Origin of the sequence: Algoriphagus namhaensis (assembly GCF_042649705.1) — a bacterium.
Lineage (GTDB): Bacteria > Bacteroidota > Bacteroidia > Cytophagales > Cyclobacteriaceae > Algoriphagus > Algoriphagus namhaensis.
Genome location: NZ_JBHRZS010000002.1, coordinates 160,637 through 179,194, shown reverse-complemented (window position 1 = coordinate 179,194; position 18,558 = coordinate 160,637). Strand labels below are relative to the sequence as shown.

General features: G+C 43.6%; 15 protein-coding genes. 9 read left to right on the top strand and 6 right to left on the bottom strand.

Going from position 1 to position 18,558, the window contains the following annotated elements:
- Positions 1-39: 39 nt before the first annotated feature.
- The 5 genes from ACFOSV_RS00815 to ACFOSV_RS00795 form a co-directional block, all read right to left on the bottom strand.
- A complete protein-coding gene (locus ACFOSV_RS00815) occupies positions 40-903 on the bottom strand; it encodes a sugar phosphate isomerase/epimerase family protein (protein ID WP_377902399.1) in 864 nt (287 codons plus the stop codon).
- Positions 904-965: 62 nt separating this feature from the next.
- A complete protein-coding gene (locus ACFOSV_RS00810; RefSeq protein ID WP_377902397.1) occupies positions 966-2,663 on the bottom strand; it encodes a GMC oxidoreductase in 1,698 nt (565 codons plus the stop codon).
- 6 nt (positions 2,664-2,669) lie between these two features.
- Positions 2,670-3,206 (bottom strand): gluconate 2-dehydrogenase subunit 3 family protein, encoded by a 537-nt coding sequence (locus ACFOSV_RS00805; protein ID WP_377902395.1) that lies wholly within the window; start codon positions 3,204-3,206, stop codon positions 2,670-2,672.
- An 85-nt stretch (positions 3,207-3,291) separates the two neighbouring features.
- On the bottom strand, positions 3,292-5,637 hold the full coding sequence (locus ACFOSV_RS00800; protein WP_377902393.1) for a patatin-like phospholipase family protein: 2,346 nt from the start codon (positions 5,635-5,637) through the stop codon (positions 3,292-3,294).
- Positions 5,638-5,642: 5 nt separating this feature from the next.
- Positions 5,643-7,067, bottom strand: coding sequence for an amidohydrolase (locus ACFOSV_RS00795; protein ID WP_377902391.1), 1,425 nt, complete (start codon positions 7,065-7,067; stop codon positions 5,643-5,645).
- Between the two features lie 192 nt (positions 7,068-7,259).
- Between ACFOSV_RS00795 and ACFOSV_RS00790 the strand changes: the two genes are divergently transcribed.
- From ACFOSV_RS00790 to ACFOSV_RS00770, 5 genes are all read left to right on the top strand, one after another.
- Positions 7,260-8,252, top strand: a complete 993-nt coding sequence (locus ACFOSV_RS00790; protein WP_377902389.1) for a cytochrome C — start codon at positions 7,260-7,262, stop codon at positions 8,250-8,252.
- Positions 8,253-8,336: 84 nt separating this feature from the next.
- Complete coding sequence (locus ACFOSV_RS00785) at positions 8,337-8,714, top strand: HYC_CC_PP family protein (protein ID WP_377902387.1); 378 nt, start codon at positions 8,337-8,339, stop codon at positions 8,712-8,714.
- Between the two features lie 59 nt (positions 8,715-8,773).
- Positions 8,774-10,987 (top strand): TonB-dependent receptor, encoded by a 2,214-nt coding sequence (locus ACFOSV_RS00780; protein ID WP_377902385.1) that lies wholly within the window; start codon positions 8,774-8,776, stop codon positions 10,985-10,987.
- A 5-nt stretch (positions 10,988-10,992) separates the two neighbouring features.
- Positions 10,993-11,364, top strand: a complete 372-nt coding sequence (locus ACFOSV_RS00775; protein WP_377902383.1) for a heavy-metal-associated domain-containing protein — start codon at positions 10,993-10,995, stop codon at positions 11,362-11,364.
- A gap of 92 nt (positions 11,365-11,456) precedes the next feature.
- Positions 11,457-13,535, top strand: a complete 2,079-nt coding sequence (locus ACFOSV_RS00770; RefSeq protein WP_377902381.1) for a penicillin acylase family protein — start codon at positions 11,457-11,459, stop codon at positions 13,533-13,535.
- Positions 13,536-13,549: 14 nt separating this feature from the next.
- Here ACFOSV_RS00770 and ACFOSV_RS00765 read toward each other — a convergent pair whose 3' ends face one another.
- On the bottom strand, positions 13,550-14,299 hold the full coding sequence (locus ACFOSV_RS00765) for a DeoR/GlpR family DNA-binding transcription regulator (protein WP_377902379.1): 750 nt from the start codon (positions 14,297-14,299) through the stop codon (positions 13,550-13,552).
- Between the two features lie 163 nt (positions 14,300-14,462).
- Here ACFOSV_RS00765 and ACFOSV_RS00760 point away from each other — a divergent pair, with 163 nt between their 5' ends.
- The 4 genes from ACFOSV_RS00760 to ACFOSV_RS00745 are packed head-to-tail and all read left to right on the top strand — an operon-like array spanning position 14,463 to position 18,558.
- A complete protein-coding gene (locus ACFOSV_RS00760) occupies positions 14,463-15,146 on the top strand; it encodes an N-acetylmuramoyl-L-alanine amidase (RefSeq protein WP_377902377.1) in 684 nt (227 codons plus the stop codon).
- 14 nt (positions 15,147-15,160) lie between these two features.
- Positions 15,161-16,792 carry a glycoside hydrolase family 10 protein gene (locus tag ACFOSV_RS00755; RefSeq protein ID WP_377902375.1) on the top strand — a complete coding sequence of 544 codons (1,632 nt, stop codon included), beginning with the start codon at positions 15,161-15,163 and terminating at the stop codon, positions 16,790-16,792.
- Between the two features lie 9 nt (positions 16,793-16,801).
- Complete coding sequence (locus ACFOSV_RS00750; protein WP_377902373.1) at positions 16,802-17,281, top strand: GNAT family N-acetyltransferase; 480 nt, start codon at positions 16,802-16,804, stop codon at positions 17,279-17,281.
- A complete protein-coding gene (locus ACFOSV_RS00745) occupies positions 17,278-18,558 on the top strand; it encodes an MFS transporter (protein ID WP_377902371.1) in 1,281 nt (426 codons plus the stop codon). The genes ACFOSV_RS00750 and ACFOSV_RS00745 overlap by 4 nt, the downstream gene beginning before the upstream one ends.

Genomic DNA, 18,558 nt, shown 5'->3' with positions numbered 1-18,558 from the left:
TAATAGTTGGGTTTACCCGTTCCTCTGCACCACCAATTCTCAATACTCTAGGCTTTTCAGATAGGCGATACTTTTCGGTAGATTCTCTAATTCCTTTTCGCTTTCATCCTCAATAAACATATGCTTAATCCCGATGCGGTTGGATTCGCTCAGAATACCGGGAATGTCCAATTCTCCTGTACCAAGTGGCACATCATTTTCAGGTCCTGTCAGTCCAGTCATATCTTTTGGAGCCCCTTTCCTAAAGTCTTTCAGATGAAGCGACACCCATCGATTGCCGTATTTTTTGAGTAAAGCGACTGGATCTCCTCCGCCAAAATGGGTCCACATCACATCCATTTGCAGCTTCACGTACTCTGGATTGGTATTTTCCACCAAATATTCAAATAGGGTTGCATCCTCATAAGGCTGGAATTCATAGCCATGCACGTGGTACTTGAACGTAATCCCATTCTCTTTGAGCACCTTCCCTCCCTCGTTGAACACCTTGATTGCCCGATCCGCATCTTCTTTGGAAAATTGCCCTCTTTTATGGGGGATCCATGCACACATGACATACTTTGCGCCCAAGGCTTTCACGCGTTCTGCTACTGCTTGTGGATCATCTTCCAGAGCTTCAAAACCTGTTCCGGTAGACGGAATACTGATCCCTCGATCGTTCAACATTTTTTTGAATTCGGTAGGTGAAGCCCCCTTAGGAACTCCTCCCTCGTACTCCTTGAACCCCATTTCTTGGATAATATCAAGAGTCTCAGGAATTCCATTTTGCCACTGATCTCTGAAAGTATAAGCTGCAATGCCTAGCGGTGCCTGCATCAAGGGCTCTCCTTTTTTCTGGGCCAAAACCATTTCTGATGCCAAAAAAAGTATAATTAGAGCGAGGTAAATTCTTCTGTTTTTCATAGTCTGATCTTGGTCAAGGACCAATTTTAAATTTTTCAATTCTAAATTTTAAATTCCTAGTGTCACAGATTCTGTCTCTTCAGCTCATCAATGGCATGATTGGCCGCACGGGCTGTAATCGCCATAAAAGTAAGCGTCGGATTCTGCGTACTGGTACTAGTCATACAAGCTCCATCAGTTACAAAGACATTTTTACAATGGTGAAGCTGATTCCATTCATTCAGAAGTGAAGTTTTGGGATCTTTACCCATTCGAACTCCACCCATCTCATGAATATCAGATCCTGGAGGTGCGCCAGAGTCCTCCACTTTGATATTGGTAAAGCCTGCTGATTCATACATAGCCGTCTGCTGCTCGATAAAATCCTTGGTCATTTTATCGTCATTTTCCTTCCACTCCACGGATAAGATGATTTTGGGAATACCATATTTATCGGTTTGATCTGTACTCAATCTTACATGATTATCCTCCACTGGCACAGTTTCTCCTTGCATCCATGCAGCCATTCCCCATACATTATTCAGCCTTTGATTGAGCAAATTATCGCGCAGCTGATCGCCAATCATACTGGTATCTGAGCTCATCCCACGACCGCCAGACATTCCTATAGAATACCCACGCAAAAAATCTGTGTCTTGCTTAAATACATTTCTAAACCGAGGAACATAGGCATGGCCAGCATGCTTTCCTTCTTGCTTTTTATCCAAAAACCCTTCAAAGGTCGCATAGCCCTTTCCTCGATAATTATGGGTAGCCAAAAACTTCCCCATGAGTCCAGAATCATTCCCGATTCCATTTGGAAATCTGGAGGATTTAGAGTTCAAAAGAATCGCATTTGAAGCGATAGTAGAGGCATTTACGAAAATTATTTTAGCATAAAAGTCCATTTCATTGCCTGTTTCTTTGTCAAGAATCCGTACGCCAGTGGCTTTCTCTTTGGTATCATCATAGATCACCGAATGGACAATAGAATTTGGGCGAATGGTGAGGTTTCCAGTTTTCTCTGCCCAAGGCAAAGTCGATGCATTGGCGCTGAAATATCCTCCATAGACACAACCGCGATTGCACATGTCTTGATGCTGGCATTTGTTTCGGCCCTGCTGTTTATGTATTTCTTGTGGGTCGGTCAAGTGAGCACATCGTCCTTGAATCAAATGCCTGTCCCCAAAATTTGCCGCTAGTTGCTCCTTATAATATTGCTCGATACAGCTCAATTCAAAGCCCGGCATCACCTCCGAATTTGGTAGCTCAGGAAGGTTATCCTTGGCTCCTGCTACCCCGGCAAACTTCTCTACATAGCTGTACCATGGGTTCAAATCCTTTGCCCGAATGGGCCAATCTATGGCAAATCCATCCCTTGCTGGCCCCTCAAAATCGTAATCAGACCAGCGCTGCGTGGCCCTGGCCCAAAGCAAGGACTTCCCTCCTACATGATAGCTCCTAAACCAACGAAATGGCTTTTCAAAAATTACTGGCTGCTCATCTTCAGTCATGGCCCATTGGACTGTTTCTTCTCTTTTCCATGACCAGCTGGCTAATCCAGATCGCTTTTCGACCGGGATATTTCCCCGAAACTCGAATTCCCAAGGCGCTTTGGACGCCGTGGGATAATCCTCGATATGCCTGACCATTCTACCTCTATCGAGAACTAGGGTTTTGAGCCCGGCTTCGCAAAGTTCTTTCGCCGCCCAACCACCACTAGCACCAGAGCCAATCACAATGGCGTCGTAGGTACGCTTTTCTTTAGAATCTTGTAACATGTCAAATTAGGTTTGAGGGCTCACATCCACGCAGCCATTGTAAAATCCCGGTGCAATTTTATAATCTCTATAGTCCACCATTACTTCTTTGACTGTGGTAAATCCCCGAATAGTCTCCGATTTCATAGTTTTAAAAAAGGTCTTTTCATCTTCAATTTCTGAAGATTCCAAGACTAGAAGCATTCTCTCCCGGTCCTCCTTACTTGCCTTTAAAAAACCCGATTCGTACAATTTATCTAAGTGACGAATGATCAAATCCTGCTCCTCCTTTTCGTAGCAGTGCTCAAAAACCTTTTTCAAATAATCATCCGTACCAGTGCTCGAAGCACCAATGGGTTTGGCATCAGCCTGAGGTAAAATAGGGGGTAAGCCCTCAGGAATAATGGTTTCCGCAATTTTGGAAATCATTTGCTCTTGGCTCAGGGTGAAAAATCCTTTATGATTGATACTGTCCAGGATTTGCCACTTCCAATCGGCAAAAACTAGACCTGCTACGCCTACCACAGTACCACCAAGGATTTTGAGAGTTTTTCTTCGGTTCATCTAAAGGGTGTTTACTTCAAAAAGTAAGATAGCCTTTTCAATGAAAACTCATAAATACTTGAAGAATAATGACTCCTGAATTATGCTAACGGTCTGAATAGGCAAATGAGAAGCCTAAAGAAAAATATCCGCGCAGCTTGCTATCACTAGAGTTGCTAGACACGCCAACGGTGATTGGGCCGATAATAGATTGATAAGAAAGGTCCAATCCATATCCAAATAGGCTCTCATCTTGAAAAACTCGATCCGTAAAATCAGGCTCATCTAAGGGAACATAATCGCTATAGGCCAAATAATTTGCTCCGGCGCGGAGGTAAATCTTCTTAAGGGGAATGAACTGAAAGCCCGCTCCTAATTTTATAAAGTTCGGCGTGGTTACCTCTCCATAATTTAGACCCCAAAAGGGAGTATCGTTGAACCTCAAATTTTGAAATCCTCCTACAAAAAACTCATTGAAGCTTTTAAACTCCTGATCAATTCCTAATGAAATCCCGGATGCTAAGGAAGGTGAAAACTGGATATTTTGACTCAATGGGATGAATTTGGAATATCTGGCATAAAACTTCATGTAGGGGTCCGGAGCTAAATTCTTGGCAAATTCCTCAAATTCATCTGCTGGAATTCCAATCGGCGTCCCCATAAAGTCCAGAAACACACTATCGACTCCACTTTTTAAGTTGACATTAGTCCATTCTGAGAAATGAAATACCGGCTCAAACATAGATTCAGCTCCTCGAGTAGGAAAATTTCGATCATTTTGGGAGTTTCGATAGTATAAAAATCGAAGCCCCAAGTAGCCTTGATTCGCACTTCGGATATCCTCAGGAATGCTGAGATTTATTTTGGCCCGAGATCTACTGTTTTCATAGACCATACCCAAATAAAAAGATTGCTTGAGGGAGGAAGTGGAGATTATATTGGCTTCCATTCGAAAATTTCGCTCCCCAAAAACCTCTTTCACACGCCCCTCTTCATATTGGGGAAGCTCGGAGTTCAAAAAGTTGATCCTACCATTAAAGGCAAATCGTTTGGCCTCCCCAGTATACTTGTAATAGTCAAACCGAAACTTTGGGTTTTCGGATATATCCAACAAGAATACCGATCGGCTCAACTTCCCCAGCCAGTCTCGGGCGGTTAGATTGAGGAGTATTCCAGCTGAAAATTGATTGTCGTAATGAATGGCTGTACTCAATAGAGTTGCGGGCTTTTCCTTGACGATTATTTCCACGTCATAGGTTCCTTGCCCTGTAGGTTTTAAGGCGTAATCGGCTCTGTAAAATGCATTGATTCCGAAGATCATGTCGATACCGTACCGGAGGTCATCCCTTGTCACTAGCTGACCTGACTTGATACTGAACTTAGACAAGATCAGCGGGTCGGATATGATGCGATTACCCTTTACGCTAATCGTATTGATCTTTATGGGAACGGATTGAAAATCTAGATTTTTTACCGGTTCATTCATTCCGATACGTTTGGCCAAGGACTCGAATTCCAAAAGGAATACCTGTCCTGCCTCGTCGCCGAGTTTGAGAATTTCGTTGTAATCTCCAAAACTACCCGTGGAATAAGGACCCAAGTCAGGTTTGATATAAATATCCGTGTCAGCGATATTATCGCTAGTTCGCCTTAAAGATTCCGCCATGGCCAACTGCATCAAGATTTCAGCAAAACTCTCCAACTCATCTGCTGCAACAAAATCTTCATCACTTACATTAACTCCTATCACGATATCTGCTCCCATGGATCTGACCACATCCACTGGGAAATTATTGACCACTCCTCCATCAACCACCGCAGTACTATCCAATTGAAATGGGGAAAAAACCGTTGGAATGGCAATGCTTGAACGCAGGGCATCTTGCAAATACCCTTGATCAAAAATAATGGGATTACCCGTACTGATATCAGTGGCTACACAGCGGAAAGGAATCGGAAAGTCATCAAAATCTTCGTACTCGAGAGAGGGCCAGGTGTAATAATGCAAAACATCCAGAAGAGCCTGACCTTCAATCAGGCCAGATGGAAATGCAATTTTTCTATCCACGACTGGAAACTCGAGCAAGTAACGGTTGTAATACTCTTTCTCCTCAAAGGAAATATCCTCAAAACTGACCCGATTAGACAGTAATAAATCCCAATCAATCCCTCGGATGATTTCCTCAAGTTCTTCAGAGCTATACCCCAATGCATACAAGCCTCCAACCACAGATCCCATACTGGTCCCGACCACATAATCCGCTCGAAGCCCAGCCTGCTCCATCGCCTTAATCACGCCCACATGGGCCATCCCTTTTGCCCCACCTCCACTGAGTACCAAGCCGATTTTCGGACGATCTACTTCCTGCATGGTTTCTCCTTGTGCCAATGCAAAAGAGGAGACCAAAAAGAGGCTCAAAATGCCTATAAGATGAATTTTGGGTAGGGCCAAGATATTTATTTTCTATAATCTAGTGGTGGCTTTCTTTCACCTGTCAAAGCTTCATATTTAAAGCCTGACCCTCTCCTTCTATCTAGCTCCGCTTTTGCCGCTGCAGTTACGGATGGATCATTAAAAATATCCATTGCAGTTAGGGTCAAAGTCTTGGCCGCTACCATCATACCCTTTTTTCCTATTGTGGTGCCTCCCGCGGCCACTGCTTGCCATGTATGAGCAGATGTCTCTGGAACCCAAGTGGCTGTTCTCAAACCTGCTGTAGGTACAATCCAGCTCACATCTCCTACATCTGTTGAACCACCTGTTCCTTTTTCTCTGACCTCAAATGGTTCGATCTTAGCAGCATCCTCTGGAGAAGCGAGTACCCCTTCAGGGAAAGTGGAAATAATTTCTTCGGCAAATTTTCTCTCCTCCGCAGTATATTCCACTCCTCCAACAATTTCAAGATTCTTATGCATGATCCTTGAAATCGTCTCATTGGGAAGAATGTTATAAACCCCATTGATGATTTCATATTCCATTTCCGTTTTGGTTCCGAGCGCTGCAGCCTCCGCTATTTTTACCATTTGAGCAAAAATTTCTTTAACCTTGAGTGCGTCTGGGTGCCGAACATAATGATATGATTCTGCATAAGCAGGAACCACATTTGGAGCTTCTCCCCCACTGGTAATCACGTAATGCATTCTCGTTTCCATAGGCACGTGCTCACGCATCAAATTCACCATAAAATTCATTGCCTCCACTCCGTCCAGCGCTGATCTACCTCTATCTGGCGCTGCTGCTGCATGTGCAGCTTCTCCATAGAATCGAAATTTGGTAGAAATATTGGCTAGACTTGAATTCGCCCCTGCATTATTTGATGAACCGGCATGCCAATGAAGCATGGCATCTACATCGTCCATCACGCCGGATTTGGCCATATACACCTTCCCGCCACCACCTTCTTCAGCTGGCGTGCCATAAACTCTGACCGTTCCTTTGATATTGTTTTCCTTCATCCATTCAGCTACTGAAATTCCTGCTGCTACGGAAGCTGACCCAAACAAGTGGTGACCACAGGCGTGTCCAGCTCCACCTTCTACTACCGGTTCGCGATAAGGAACCGCTTTTTGGGAAACCCCAGGTAGCGCATCAAATTCGGCCATAATGCCAACAACAGGCTTTCCTGAACCATATTCTGCCACGAAAGCTGTGGGGATTTCCGCTACTCCGGCAGTGACTTTAAAGCCTGCATCTGATAGTGTTTTCTGGAGCAGAGCTGAGCTTTTGGTCTCTAAATAACCCAGTTCAGGATTTGACCAAAGCTGCATAGCGATATCGCCATAGAAATCTGACTTTGAGTCTAGTTTTGAAAGAACAGCGGCCTCTTGACCAATACAGAAAAAAGGAGCTAATAAAGCGAGTGATAGTAGGATTTTTTTCATATTTCAAATTTTGGGAAAGAATGGGAAATTAACGATTCTGTCTCATTTCAAAGTAGAATGATTAATAAAATCCTAGGCGCTCGGTAAAAAAAATGACTCAGAAAAATACTAACCATAGGCGAGGATGCTTTGACAAGATTTAATTTTTTGACTAAAAATGTTTAGATTTCTCTTACCCAACCACTACTTTTTATGAAAAAATTCTTGAAAATTCTTGGCCTATTAGCTTCTCTTTTAATTGTTATCATCATCTCTGGAGCTATTTATTTGACTATCGCTTTCCCAAAAGTTAGTCCAGCTCAAGATTTAAAAATCGAATATACTGCCGAACGAATCGCACATGGAAAATACCTCGCAAACCATGTGGTAGTTTGCATGGATTGTCACTCTACACGAGATTACACGTATTTTTCTGCCCCCTTGGTAGAAGGGACTTTAGGGAAGGGAGGAGAAACATTCAACCATGACATGGGATTCCCTGGCACTTTTTACTCACTTAACATCACCCCTTTTGGCATTGCAGATTACACTGATGGAGAGCTTTATCGAGTGATCACAACCGGCGTAACAAATGAAGGCAGAGCAATATTTCCTGTCATGCCGTATCCATATTATGGCCAAATGGATCCAGAAGATGTTTACTCAATCATCTCCTATATTCGTACACTTCCCCCGATTGATTCGGAAATACCCGAGTCGAAGGCAGACTTCCCAGTCAGCTTGATTTTAAAAACAATCCCGCACGACCCAAATCCTCAGAAAAGACCTAATCCTACAGACCAAGTGGCTTATGGTGCCTATTTGGTAAATCAAGCCGCTTGCAAAGAATGTCATACCCCAGTGGATTCTCAGGGTGGACTTTTGCCAGGAAAAGATTTCTCTGGGGGAAGGACATTCGGAATTCCGGGCGGTGCTTTGATAGCCTCCAGTAATATCACCTCGGATGAATCTACTGGAATAGGGAATTGGACGGAAGCTACGTTTGTGGCAAGGTTCAAAGAATACCAAGACCCTCGCTATCTTCGTGAAAAGGTAGCTATAGGGGATTTTAACAGCATAATGCCTTGGATCATGTATTCTGGGATGAAGGAAGAAGATTTAAAAGCTATTTATGCTTATCTCCAAACTCTGGAACCCATCTCAAACCAGGTGACTCGATTCACCCCCATGGCAAGTCTAGAGTAACTATACTTCTGGAACTTTAATGTAATACATTCATTATATAGTTAGATTTTGAAAAGTAATCGCTTAGAGCGACCTTTATCTCAAATGAAAAAACTGCTTTCCATAGCTATGCTCCTCTTTTTTATGATGGGCCAAGTCAATTTGACTTGGGCCATGCATTACTGTGGAGACCAGTTGATAAGCAGTGAAGTGAGCCTAGCACCCAAAAAAACGGACTGCTGTGGAGATGAAGAAGCTAAATCTATGGGTTGCTGTGCCGATGAGGTAACTATAGCGGACTCTGATGACTTTTTTGGGAAGACAGAAATCAATCTAGACCTATCGCCTAGTTTTGTTTTGGCTTTAGCCTATAGCTTCTTCAGTACTCCAATATCTCTTGAAGAACCTCAACGGTATGAAATCGCCCAAAAAGGCATCCCAATACCTGATTTAAACATCCTTTACCAAAATTTTCTGATTTAGAATTTGCTTGTTTTTTTATTCCATAAGGAAAGAAAAATCATTTTTATCAAGCGAATTTTATGAAACTCAAATTATCAATACTATTACTTTGCTGTCCATATTTTCTTTGGGCACAACAAACCGTAAAGGGTAAAGTCACTTCAGAATCAGAGGGAGAACTTATCGGTGTGACCATCCAAGTAATGTCAAAGGCATTTGGTGCAATTACCGACAAAACCGGATCCTTTACCCTAGATGATGTCTATCCAGACGACAGACTTATCGTTTCGTATTTGGGCTATGTCCCAGACACCTTAACTCCCGTTTTCGATCGGGAAATGAATATCATTCTGCAGGAATCTGAAGAAGCCATGAATGAAGTGGTGATAAGAGGTCAGTCCTCCGGAGTGGTGGACGATGCTCCCTTCCTCAATATTCTAATTACAGAAACCGAACTTCAGAAAGCAGCATGCTGCAATCTTTCAGAAAGTTTCGAAACCAATGCCTCGGTAGATGTATCATTTGCAGATGCCGTGACTGGCACCAAAATGATTCAGATGATGGGACTGGATGGGCGTTACACCCTCATCAGTAGAGAAGGAATCCCGAACATTCGAGGCCTGAATTCACGCCAAGGACTGTCCTACGTTCCCGGAACTTGGATTCAATCCATCGACGTTGGTAAAGGTGCTGGATCTGTACTCAACGGATACGAATCCATGGTAGGCCAAATCAACGTAGAGTTGATGAAGCCAGAAACCATGGACAAGTGGTATCTGAACGCTTACCTCAATTCATTTGGAAGACTCGAGCTAAACGCCAATTATGGCTTTAAGCTTAATGATAAATGGACTTCGGTAGTTTTATTTCATGCCGATCAAATCAATAGCGAGATAGAGGGAAATGGCGACGGATTTATGGATGTCCCAAAAAGCCGCCAAATCAATCTCTTGAATCGCTATAAATATGAAGGCGATCAACTCATGGCTCAAATCGGATTTAACATCTTCACAGCCAATACCGCCGGAGGACAGCTTGGGTTTGATTTTGGAGATGATCTGGCTACCAGCCCGATGTACGGCTATCAGCTTGACACTCGAAAGGCTGAGCTATTCGGTAAAATCGGAATGATCTATCCTGCCAAACCAACACAGAGTTGGGGATTGCAATACAGTTTCTCTTATCAAGATTTTGAAGGAGGAGCAGGAAGAAGATTGTATTCTGGAACACAGAAGACAGCTTACGGTAACTTCATTTACCAAAACATCATAGGCAGCAGCTTCCACCAATACAAAACTGGGGTCAGCTTTCTTTATGATGACTTTGATGAGAGCTTTAATTCCAATTCAGAAAATGGTCTGGATTCAGCTTTTGTCAGAACTGAAAAAGTACCTGGTGTATTCGGAGAGTATAACTACATTCCAAATGAAAATTTAACCCTTGTAGCTGGCGCAAGAGCGGATTTTCACAATCTCTTTGGTACCTATTTGACTCCAAGATTGCACGCCCGATGGGCTTTCACTCCCAATTTCACCTTACGTGGATCTGTGGGCAAAGGCTATAGAACACCCAATGCATTGATGGAAAATAGCATGATCTGGGTTTCATCTCGACAAATTCAATTCCTCGCTGAGCTCCAACCCGAGATCAGCTGGAATACCGGAGTGAGCCTTGCAACTAATTTTGAGGTCAATGAAAAACCGCTTTCCATTGTGGCTGACTACTTCTACACAGATTTCGTGAGCCAACTCATCTACGATCAAGACGTAAGTTCTGATCTATTGATCGTTAAAAATCTGGAGGGTAGATCCTTTGCCAAAAGCTTTCAAATCGAAGCCAGTTACCCATTCAGTGAGTACTTTACAGCAAAAGCGGCGTATAAGAATTACCAAAATCAAATGACCACCAATGGGAAATTACAACAGGTACCATATCAAAGCCGAGATCGATTTTTTATGAACATGGAATATGCTACAGCTTACGACAAATGGAAGGCAGATCTCACTGTAAATTGGAATGGTCCGATGCGACTCCCTGATACCAGCGATAGCCCCACTGAATTTCAGCTTGATCCTGAGTCTCCTGATTTCTTTCTGGTCAATGCACAGGTATCCAGAGGCTTCAGATGGGGAAGCATTTATCTCGGCGGTGAAAATATTCTTAACTTTAAACAAGCAAATCCTATCGTAGACCCAGAAAATCCTTTCGGACCAAATTTTGATGCCTCCATGACCTGGGGCTCCATCGCGGGACGAGTGATTTATGCAGGTTTCCGATACAAAATCAAAAACTAAATCTTATGAAAAAAATAATCTTAACTCTATTCATTGCATCCTTCGCATTTCTGGCAAATGCTCAGGTAAAAACTGTAGCGATTCAAACATCAGCAGTGTGCGAGATGTGTAAAAAGACTCTTGAGCGTGACCTGAGCTTCGAAAAAGGGGTCAAATCGGTGAATTTAGATCTAGAAACCATGGTGCTCAATATTGCTTATCTGGACGCTAAAACTGATCCAGATGTATTGAGGAAACGAGTAACCCTTGTTGGTTATAATGCAGACAGCCTAATGCGTGATCCGAAGGCTTATGAAAAACTTGATGAATGCTGCAAGGATGGAGCACATCCTGAAATGGATCATATAAAACATAAAAAGAAAAAAGACGGCAACTAAGGCCCTCAAACTCCCGATGGCCATCGTCGGGATGAGCCACTTGGTGTTTACTGAGTGGCTTTTTTTATATTTTTGGTCCCAAATCACCCCTTATGAATTACAGATTTCTCCTACTAGCCTTCCTTATTTTAGCTTCTTGTCAGTCCGGTTTTCAGCACTCTGGCTGGGATACTTCGCAAGTAGAAATCGTCCGTGATGAATTTGGTGTTCCGCACATCTTCGGGACAAAAGATGCCGATGTAGCATATGGTCTAGCCTGGGCGCATGCAGAGGATGATTTTGAAACGATCCAAAAAACGCTCTTAGCGGGGAAACGAATGACTGGAAAGGTTTTTGGAGAAGATGGAGCAGCTATTGATTTTTTTGGGCATTTGCTGGAAACACAAGAGCTCGCCGAGGCGAAATATGAGGAGAGCTATTCGGATGATTTTAAGGCAGTTTTGGAAGGCTATGCAGCGGGGATGAATGACTTTGCACTAGCACATCCTGGAGAAATTATTCTTACAGAAGCCTTTCCTGTCACTACCAAAGAAATAACTGCGGCCTATATTCTTTCGCTCGCGCAAATGTCCGGAGCGGATCGAGCTATTAAGCAAATCGTGGACGGAACGGTGGATCTAGCGACTATTGACCAGAATCCGAAGGGATCGAATGCCATTGCCGTTCATTCCTCACGTACTGATTCGGGAGAAAACTTCCTCGCCATTAACTCTCATCAACCCCTTGAAGGGCCAGTGGCTTGGTACGAGGCTCACTTACACTCCGAGGAAGGTTGGAATATTTTGGGAGGTCTTTTCCCAGGAGGAACAATGATTTTTCATGGAGTGAATGAAAACCTAGGCTGGGCGCATACGGTAAATTTCCCGGACCTTTTGGACATCTTTCAACTCGAAATGAATCCCGTTAATGATTCGCAATATCGTGTAGATGGAGAATGGCTGGAACTGGAGGAGCGCACGGTTTGGCTGAAAGTAAAGCTGTGGGATCTCATCGTGATACCCATTCCCAAAAAAGTCTGGAAAAGTATTTATGGGCCAACCCTTGTAACTGATCAAGGTGTCTTTAGTGTTCGAATGGGGGTTTTAGACCGAATCGGAGCTCCGGAACAATGGTGGCGGATGAATAAAGCTTCAAATTACAGCGAGTTTCATGAAGCCATGTCTGTCATGCAGCTCACCAGTTTCAACACGGTCTATGCAGATAAAAATGATACGATTTTTTATGTGAGTAATGCCTTGCTTCCGGTCAGAAATACGGAAATAGATTACACCGAAACTTCCGCTGGAAATTCAAGGGAAGCCCTTTGGGATTCCTATCACTCCTTCTCTGATTTGCCACAGCAAATCAACCCTAGTTCGGGATATTTATTCAATACCAATCACTCCCCCTTCTTAGCTAGCGCTTATCCCGATAATCTAAACCTTGATGATTATCCAGCAAACATGAATTATTTAAGACGGGACAACAATAGATCCACTCGATTCAGGGAGCTGATGAATGATAGCACCATCTTAAGTTACCAAGATTTTAAACGAATAAAATACGATGGCCAATTGCCAGAGAAACTCGCCTTTCGTACGAATATGGAAGCCTTATTCAATTTGGACGAAAAGGATCATCCAGAAATTTCACAGCAGATTTTAGCCATTAAAAATTGGGATAAAAAGTCCGGAATAGAGAGTGAAGGAGCCGCTGTTTTCGCCTTTCAATATTACTATTGGTGGGAAAAATTTGAGCAAGCTGGAAGAAGCTGGGAAACCACACTTTCAGAAGAAGAAGCTGCAGAAGGACTCCGAGCCGCTAAGGTTCATTTTGAAAAGTTTTTTGGAAAGGAGATCGTGACTTTGGGAGAATATCAAAAGCTCGTGCGCGGCGAAAAAGCCTTACCCCTTTGGGGAATAGATGATGTGATCACGGCCATGCGAAGTGTGCCTTTGAAAGATGGAACAAGAAAAGGCGTACAAGGAGAGTCCTACATAATGATGGTGAGGTTTGGAGAAGGTTTGCCGAAAATTGAAACGGTGAATGTTTTTGGAGCAAGTAATCGTCCCGAAAGCTCCCATTACGACGATCAGATGGAGCTATATTTGAAACAGGATCTGAAGCCCATGTCGCTAGACAAGTCTGAAGTTTATAGCAATGCTCAAAGGATCTATCATCCCGGGAAATAGATTTGCAATCCCTCTTAAATGAGAGTTAAATCATAGGCGCGAAAGCCATCCAGCAGCTCATCACTTGGATCCAGCTCAGTTACCAGGGTGTGAACTGCGCTTAGGTCACAAGTTTTGTATTTCTGAACAGAATGCAGCTTATCTGATACAGAAAGAATCACTGTCCTTTTAGCCGCTCGAATCATGGCCTGCTTTACCTGAATCACCTCCCAATCAAACTCAGTGAGACCTTGATCAGGATCTAAATAGCCAGTTCCTAAAATGCATAAATCCACTTTCAGCTGAGAGAGAGTATTGACCACAGTTCCTCCAACTGCGAATTTGGAATCGTGAAGTAATTTTCCTCCTAAAAATATCACCTCCACATCCGGATGCTCAAGCAACTCCACGGCTACATGTAAGCTGGGGGTAAAAACAGTGAGCGAGAGCTTTTTAGGGATTAATTTGGCAACTTCCATATTCGTGGTGCCACCACTCATTAGGATCACCTGCCCCTCAGAAAGCAATGAAATGGTTTTTTCAGCAATCTTGATCTTTTTGGATTGGAGGTAAATATTGCTTTCATCTTTGGTGAAATTCATAAAACCAAAAGAAGTAGCACCTCCATGGACTTTCTTTAATTTCTTTTCTAGTGCCAGCTCTTTCACATCTCTTCGTACTGTGTCGATGGAGACTTTGAGCTCTTCGGACAAGTCTGTAAGCAAGACTCGATGGTGTAGCTGAACTTGGTCTAGAATATACTTTTGTCTTTCTTCTTTGAGCATTGGTGATTAAGGGTTTGCTTTGGAAAAGTAGCAAAAAAACGCAGGTTTTGGCCCCTAAATTTAAAAAACCGCAAAATAATGCGTGGCTTTATCCCAATCTTCCTTTTTTCTGGGTAGTTTAGCTTTATCAAAGTCCAGCCTAAAAGTTTTGTATTTTAATCCCATGAATCAGCCTTTCCTCCTTAAAAAAATTACTTTCCTTTATCTTTTTGCCCTAGCGCTAATCACTATTTCATGTAGTCAAAAAAGCACCTTTCGGATCATCGATAAGCCCATCACTTGGAATGAAGAGCGCGCAGAGCTTTCTCTAAAGTATCTTAAGGAAAGGCATGGACTAAACCAAACGGAGCCTACTATTGATCCAAAGATGGTGGTGGTTCACTGGACGGCCATCGATAATATTGAGGTGACTTTTGACGTTTTTGATTCGCCTACCTTGGGTGGTCGAGCAGACTTAACAGGAGCGAGCAACTTGAACGTTTCCTCTCAATTCCTAATCGATCGAGACGGGACCATCTTTCGGCTTTTACCCGATACGTATTTCGCGAGACACGTGATCGGCTTGAATTACACAGCAATTGGGATAGAGAATATCGGTGGCATGGATAGCCCCTTAACCAAGGCTCAGCTCAAAGCCAATGAAGAGCTCATCCGATACTTGAAGAAAAAATATGCCATAGAATATGTCATAGGACATCATGAATATACCCTGTTTCAGGAAACTCCACTTTGGAAAGAATTCGATCCCGACTATCGCACAGTCAAAACTGATCCTGGAGATAAGTTTATGAATCAGCTTCGCAAAAACCTTTCTGACCTTGACTTAAAATTCCTTCCAAATCAATAATTGGGTATTCGCTCATGTACAAACCGATCAAATTTTCCTCTGTCCTCCTGCTGGCCTTGTGGTGCATGTTTGCATGCAAAACACAACAAAGCCAACCCGCATCTACTGACAGAGCTCCGGGGCCCAATTTAGAATCAGGCGAGAGCCCAAAACCTGATCTACCAGCAAAAGAACTAGCCCCAAAAAAAATAGCACTCAATCCTATTCCCTTTGATCTACCAGAAATCCCCAGAGAGTTTCGTGGAGTTTGGATCGCCACGGTGGTGAATATTGATTGGCCAGAATCTGGCTCCGATGCTTACGAAAAACAAAAGGCGGATTTCATCAAAATATTAGATCACTACAAAAGTCTCAATTTCAACGCGGTAATCGTACAGATCCGAACCGCCGGAGATGCTTTTTACCCAAGTAATCTGGCACCTTGGTCTCGCTACCTAACCGGGAAAGAAGGTAAAGCGCCCGATACAAATGAAAATCCGCTGACCTGGATGATCAATGCCGCCCATAATCGCGGTCTGGAGTTTCATGCCTGGCTCAATCCCTATCGAGCGACCTTCGATCTGAAAACCGAACTGCTCAGTCCAGATCATGACTACAACAAACATCGAGACTGGATGCTAAAGTATGGGACTAAATATTATTACAATCCCGGCATACCTGAGGTCAAAAATCATTTGACCAAAATCATTGAAGAAATCGTGGTCAATTACTCTGTAGATGCCATACACTTTGACGATTACTTCTACCCCTACAAGATCGCTGGTCAGACTTTCCCAGATCAGGCCAGCTATCAAAAGTATAAAGCTCCAAATCAATCCATAGACGACTGGAGGAGACAAAATGTGAATGATTTGATCTCATCCGTCCACCAAACCATCCAAAAGCATAAACCCTGGATGCAGTTTGGTATTTCGCCTTTTGGGGTTTGGAGAAATCAGGACAAGGACCCCAAAGGCTCCCCTACTCGAGCGGGTCAGACCAATTACGACGATCTCTACGCTGATCCGATCACATGGATGCGCGAGGGCTGGATTGATTACCTCATTCCGCAGATTTACTGGAGTATGGACTATGAATTAGCTTCCTACAGAAAGCTGAATGACTGGTGGGCTAAAAACCACTACAACACCAAAATTTACATCGGCAACGGACCGTACAAAATCCGCGACAATGCCGACAAAGCCTGGGATAACCCTCAAGAAATCAATGCACAAGTTTCATATACACGAACCCATCCCACCATTCAAGGGAATGCATTTTTCTCAGCAAAATCACTCCTAAACAAAAATCAAGACGTAGCTCAGCGCCTAAAAACTGAACTATACGATCAGCCTACGCTGACTCCAGAATTTGCGCCGCTGGGCACCTCCATCATTGAGACCCCAAGTATCGCATCTGTGGCCAATCAATCCGAAATGACGGAAATTACGCTTGAGAAGCCGCTGGATCCAGCCATTCGATATGCCCTGATTCAGGGTGCTAACTCCAAAAATGAACTACCCAACTCAAAGATTTACACCGTTTGGGTGGGAAGTTATAGAGCTCGTTCTCTTCGGGTATCGAACCTCGAAACGGAGTACCTTGCTATTCGTTGGGTTGACCATTTTGGGAGAATTGTGAGTTCATCCGTTTACCAAGTTCCATAAAGATTTGCCATGAAGGACATGCTCGTACGACTTCAGGAATTACCTGATGTGCAGGAAACCGTAAAAAAGCTTTTAGAAAAGGAGCAGGTAGTTTTTCGTCGTCCCATTGCACCGGAGAAGCATTTGATCTCCACTTGGGTGAAAGAAAACTTTGGAGACTATTGGGCATCTGAAGTAGATGTAGCCTTTAGCCGTCAGCCAGTTTCTTGTTGGCTCGCGCAAAGGGGAAATGATATCCTAGGCTTTGCCTGCTACGAAGCTACGGCTAGAAATTTCTTTGGCCCCACCGGAACCAAAGAATCCGAAAGAGGAAAAGGAATTGGCAAAGTCCTCCTAGTCAAGAGCCTACTTTCCCTCAAAGAAATGGGCTATGGCTATGCCATTATCGGAGGCGTAGGACCCGAGGACTATTACAAAAAAGTGGTCGATGCAGTAACCATTGAAGGCTCCGAAATCAGTATTTACGAAAACCTAATCCGAAAAAAATGACCCAAAAATCCATCAAATCCCCATGGCTTTGGGTTCCATCGCTTTACCTCACCGAGGGTATTCCTTACATTATTATCACCACCGTATCGGTGGTAATGTATACCAAACTAGGCGTATCCAATTCGGACATTGGTTTGTACACCAGTTTGCTCTATCTCCCTTGGGTGATCAAACCCATTTGGAGTCCAATCGTGGATCTTTTTGGCAGCAAAAGGAAATGGTTTTTGACCATGCAGTTGGTTCTGGCTTTGGTCTTTCTTGGAGTGGGAATGACCACGCCGGCGAGTAATTTTTTCTTCCTGACACTGGCTTTTTTCTGGATGGGAGCCTTTGCCTCAGCCACGAATGATATTGCATCCGATGGCATGTATTTGATTGCTTTGAAGCCCGATCAGCAAAGCTTTTTTGTAGGACTGAGGGGTACTTTTTATCGGATTGGGATGATTACTGGTAATGGTTTGATCGTGATTATCGCGGGCTTTTTGGAAACCTCACTTGGTGACAATACCCAAGCTTGGTCTTGGACCATGATTAGTGTGGGAGGTCTAATGTTGATTTTAACCCTAATTAATTTCCTGACCACCCCTCAAGTAGAAGAAGTTCAAGCTGAAAAAACCGAGGAAGAGAAAAGCTTCGCCAAAGTATTTCAGACCTTTTTTACCAAAAGGAACATCGGACTTTCGCTGGCATTCGTGTTGCTTTATCGACTTGGTGAATCTCAACTCGTCAAGATGGCCTCTCCTTTTCTGCTCGGCGATCGAACGGATGGTGGGCTTGCCATCAGTACCTCTGACTATGGTTTGATCTACGGGACGGTAGGTGTGATTGCGCTATTGCTCGGAGGGATCGTAGGAGGGATTTTGATCTCGCGAGATGGACTAGGCAAATGGATGATCCCTATGGCTCTTTCACTAAACCTCCCCAACCTTCTCTACATTGCCTTGGCCTATTTCCAGCCCGAGGGCTTGGTCTATCCTGCGACTGTGGTGATCATTGAGCAATTAGGTTATGGATTTGGCTTTGCTGCGTATATGGTCTTTTTGATCTATCTGGCAGAAGGAATGTATAAAACTTCCCATTATGCCTTGGCCACAGGCTTTATGGCTATGGGAATGATGTTTCCGGGTATGATTTCAGGCTATGTGCAGGAGTGGCTGGGTTATACCGGATTTTTTGTTTGGGTGGGCCTGGCGATGATCCCTGCATTAATCATGGCTGCATCGGTCAGGTATCCAAAAGATTTTGGCCAGAAGAAGCCCGAAGAGAAAACCCAATAA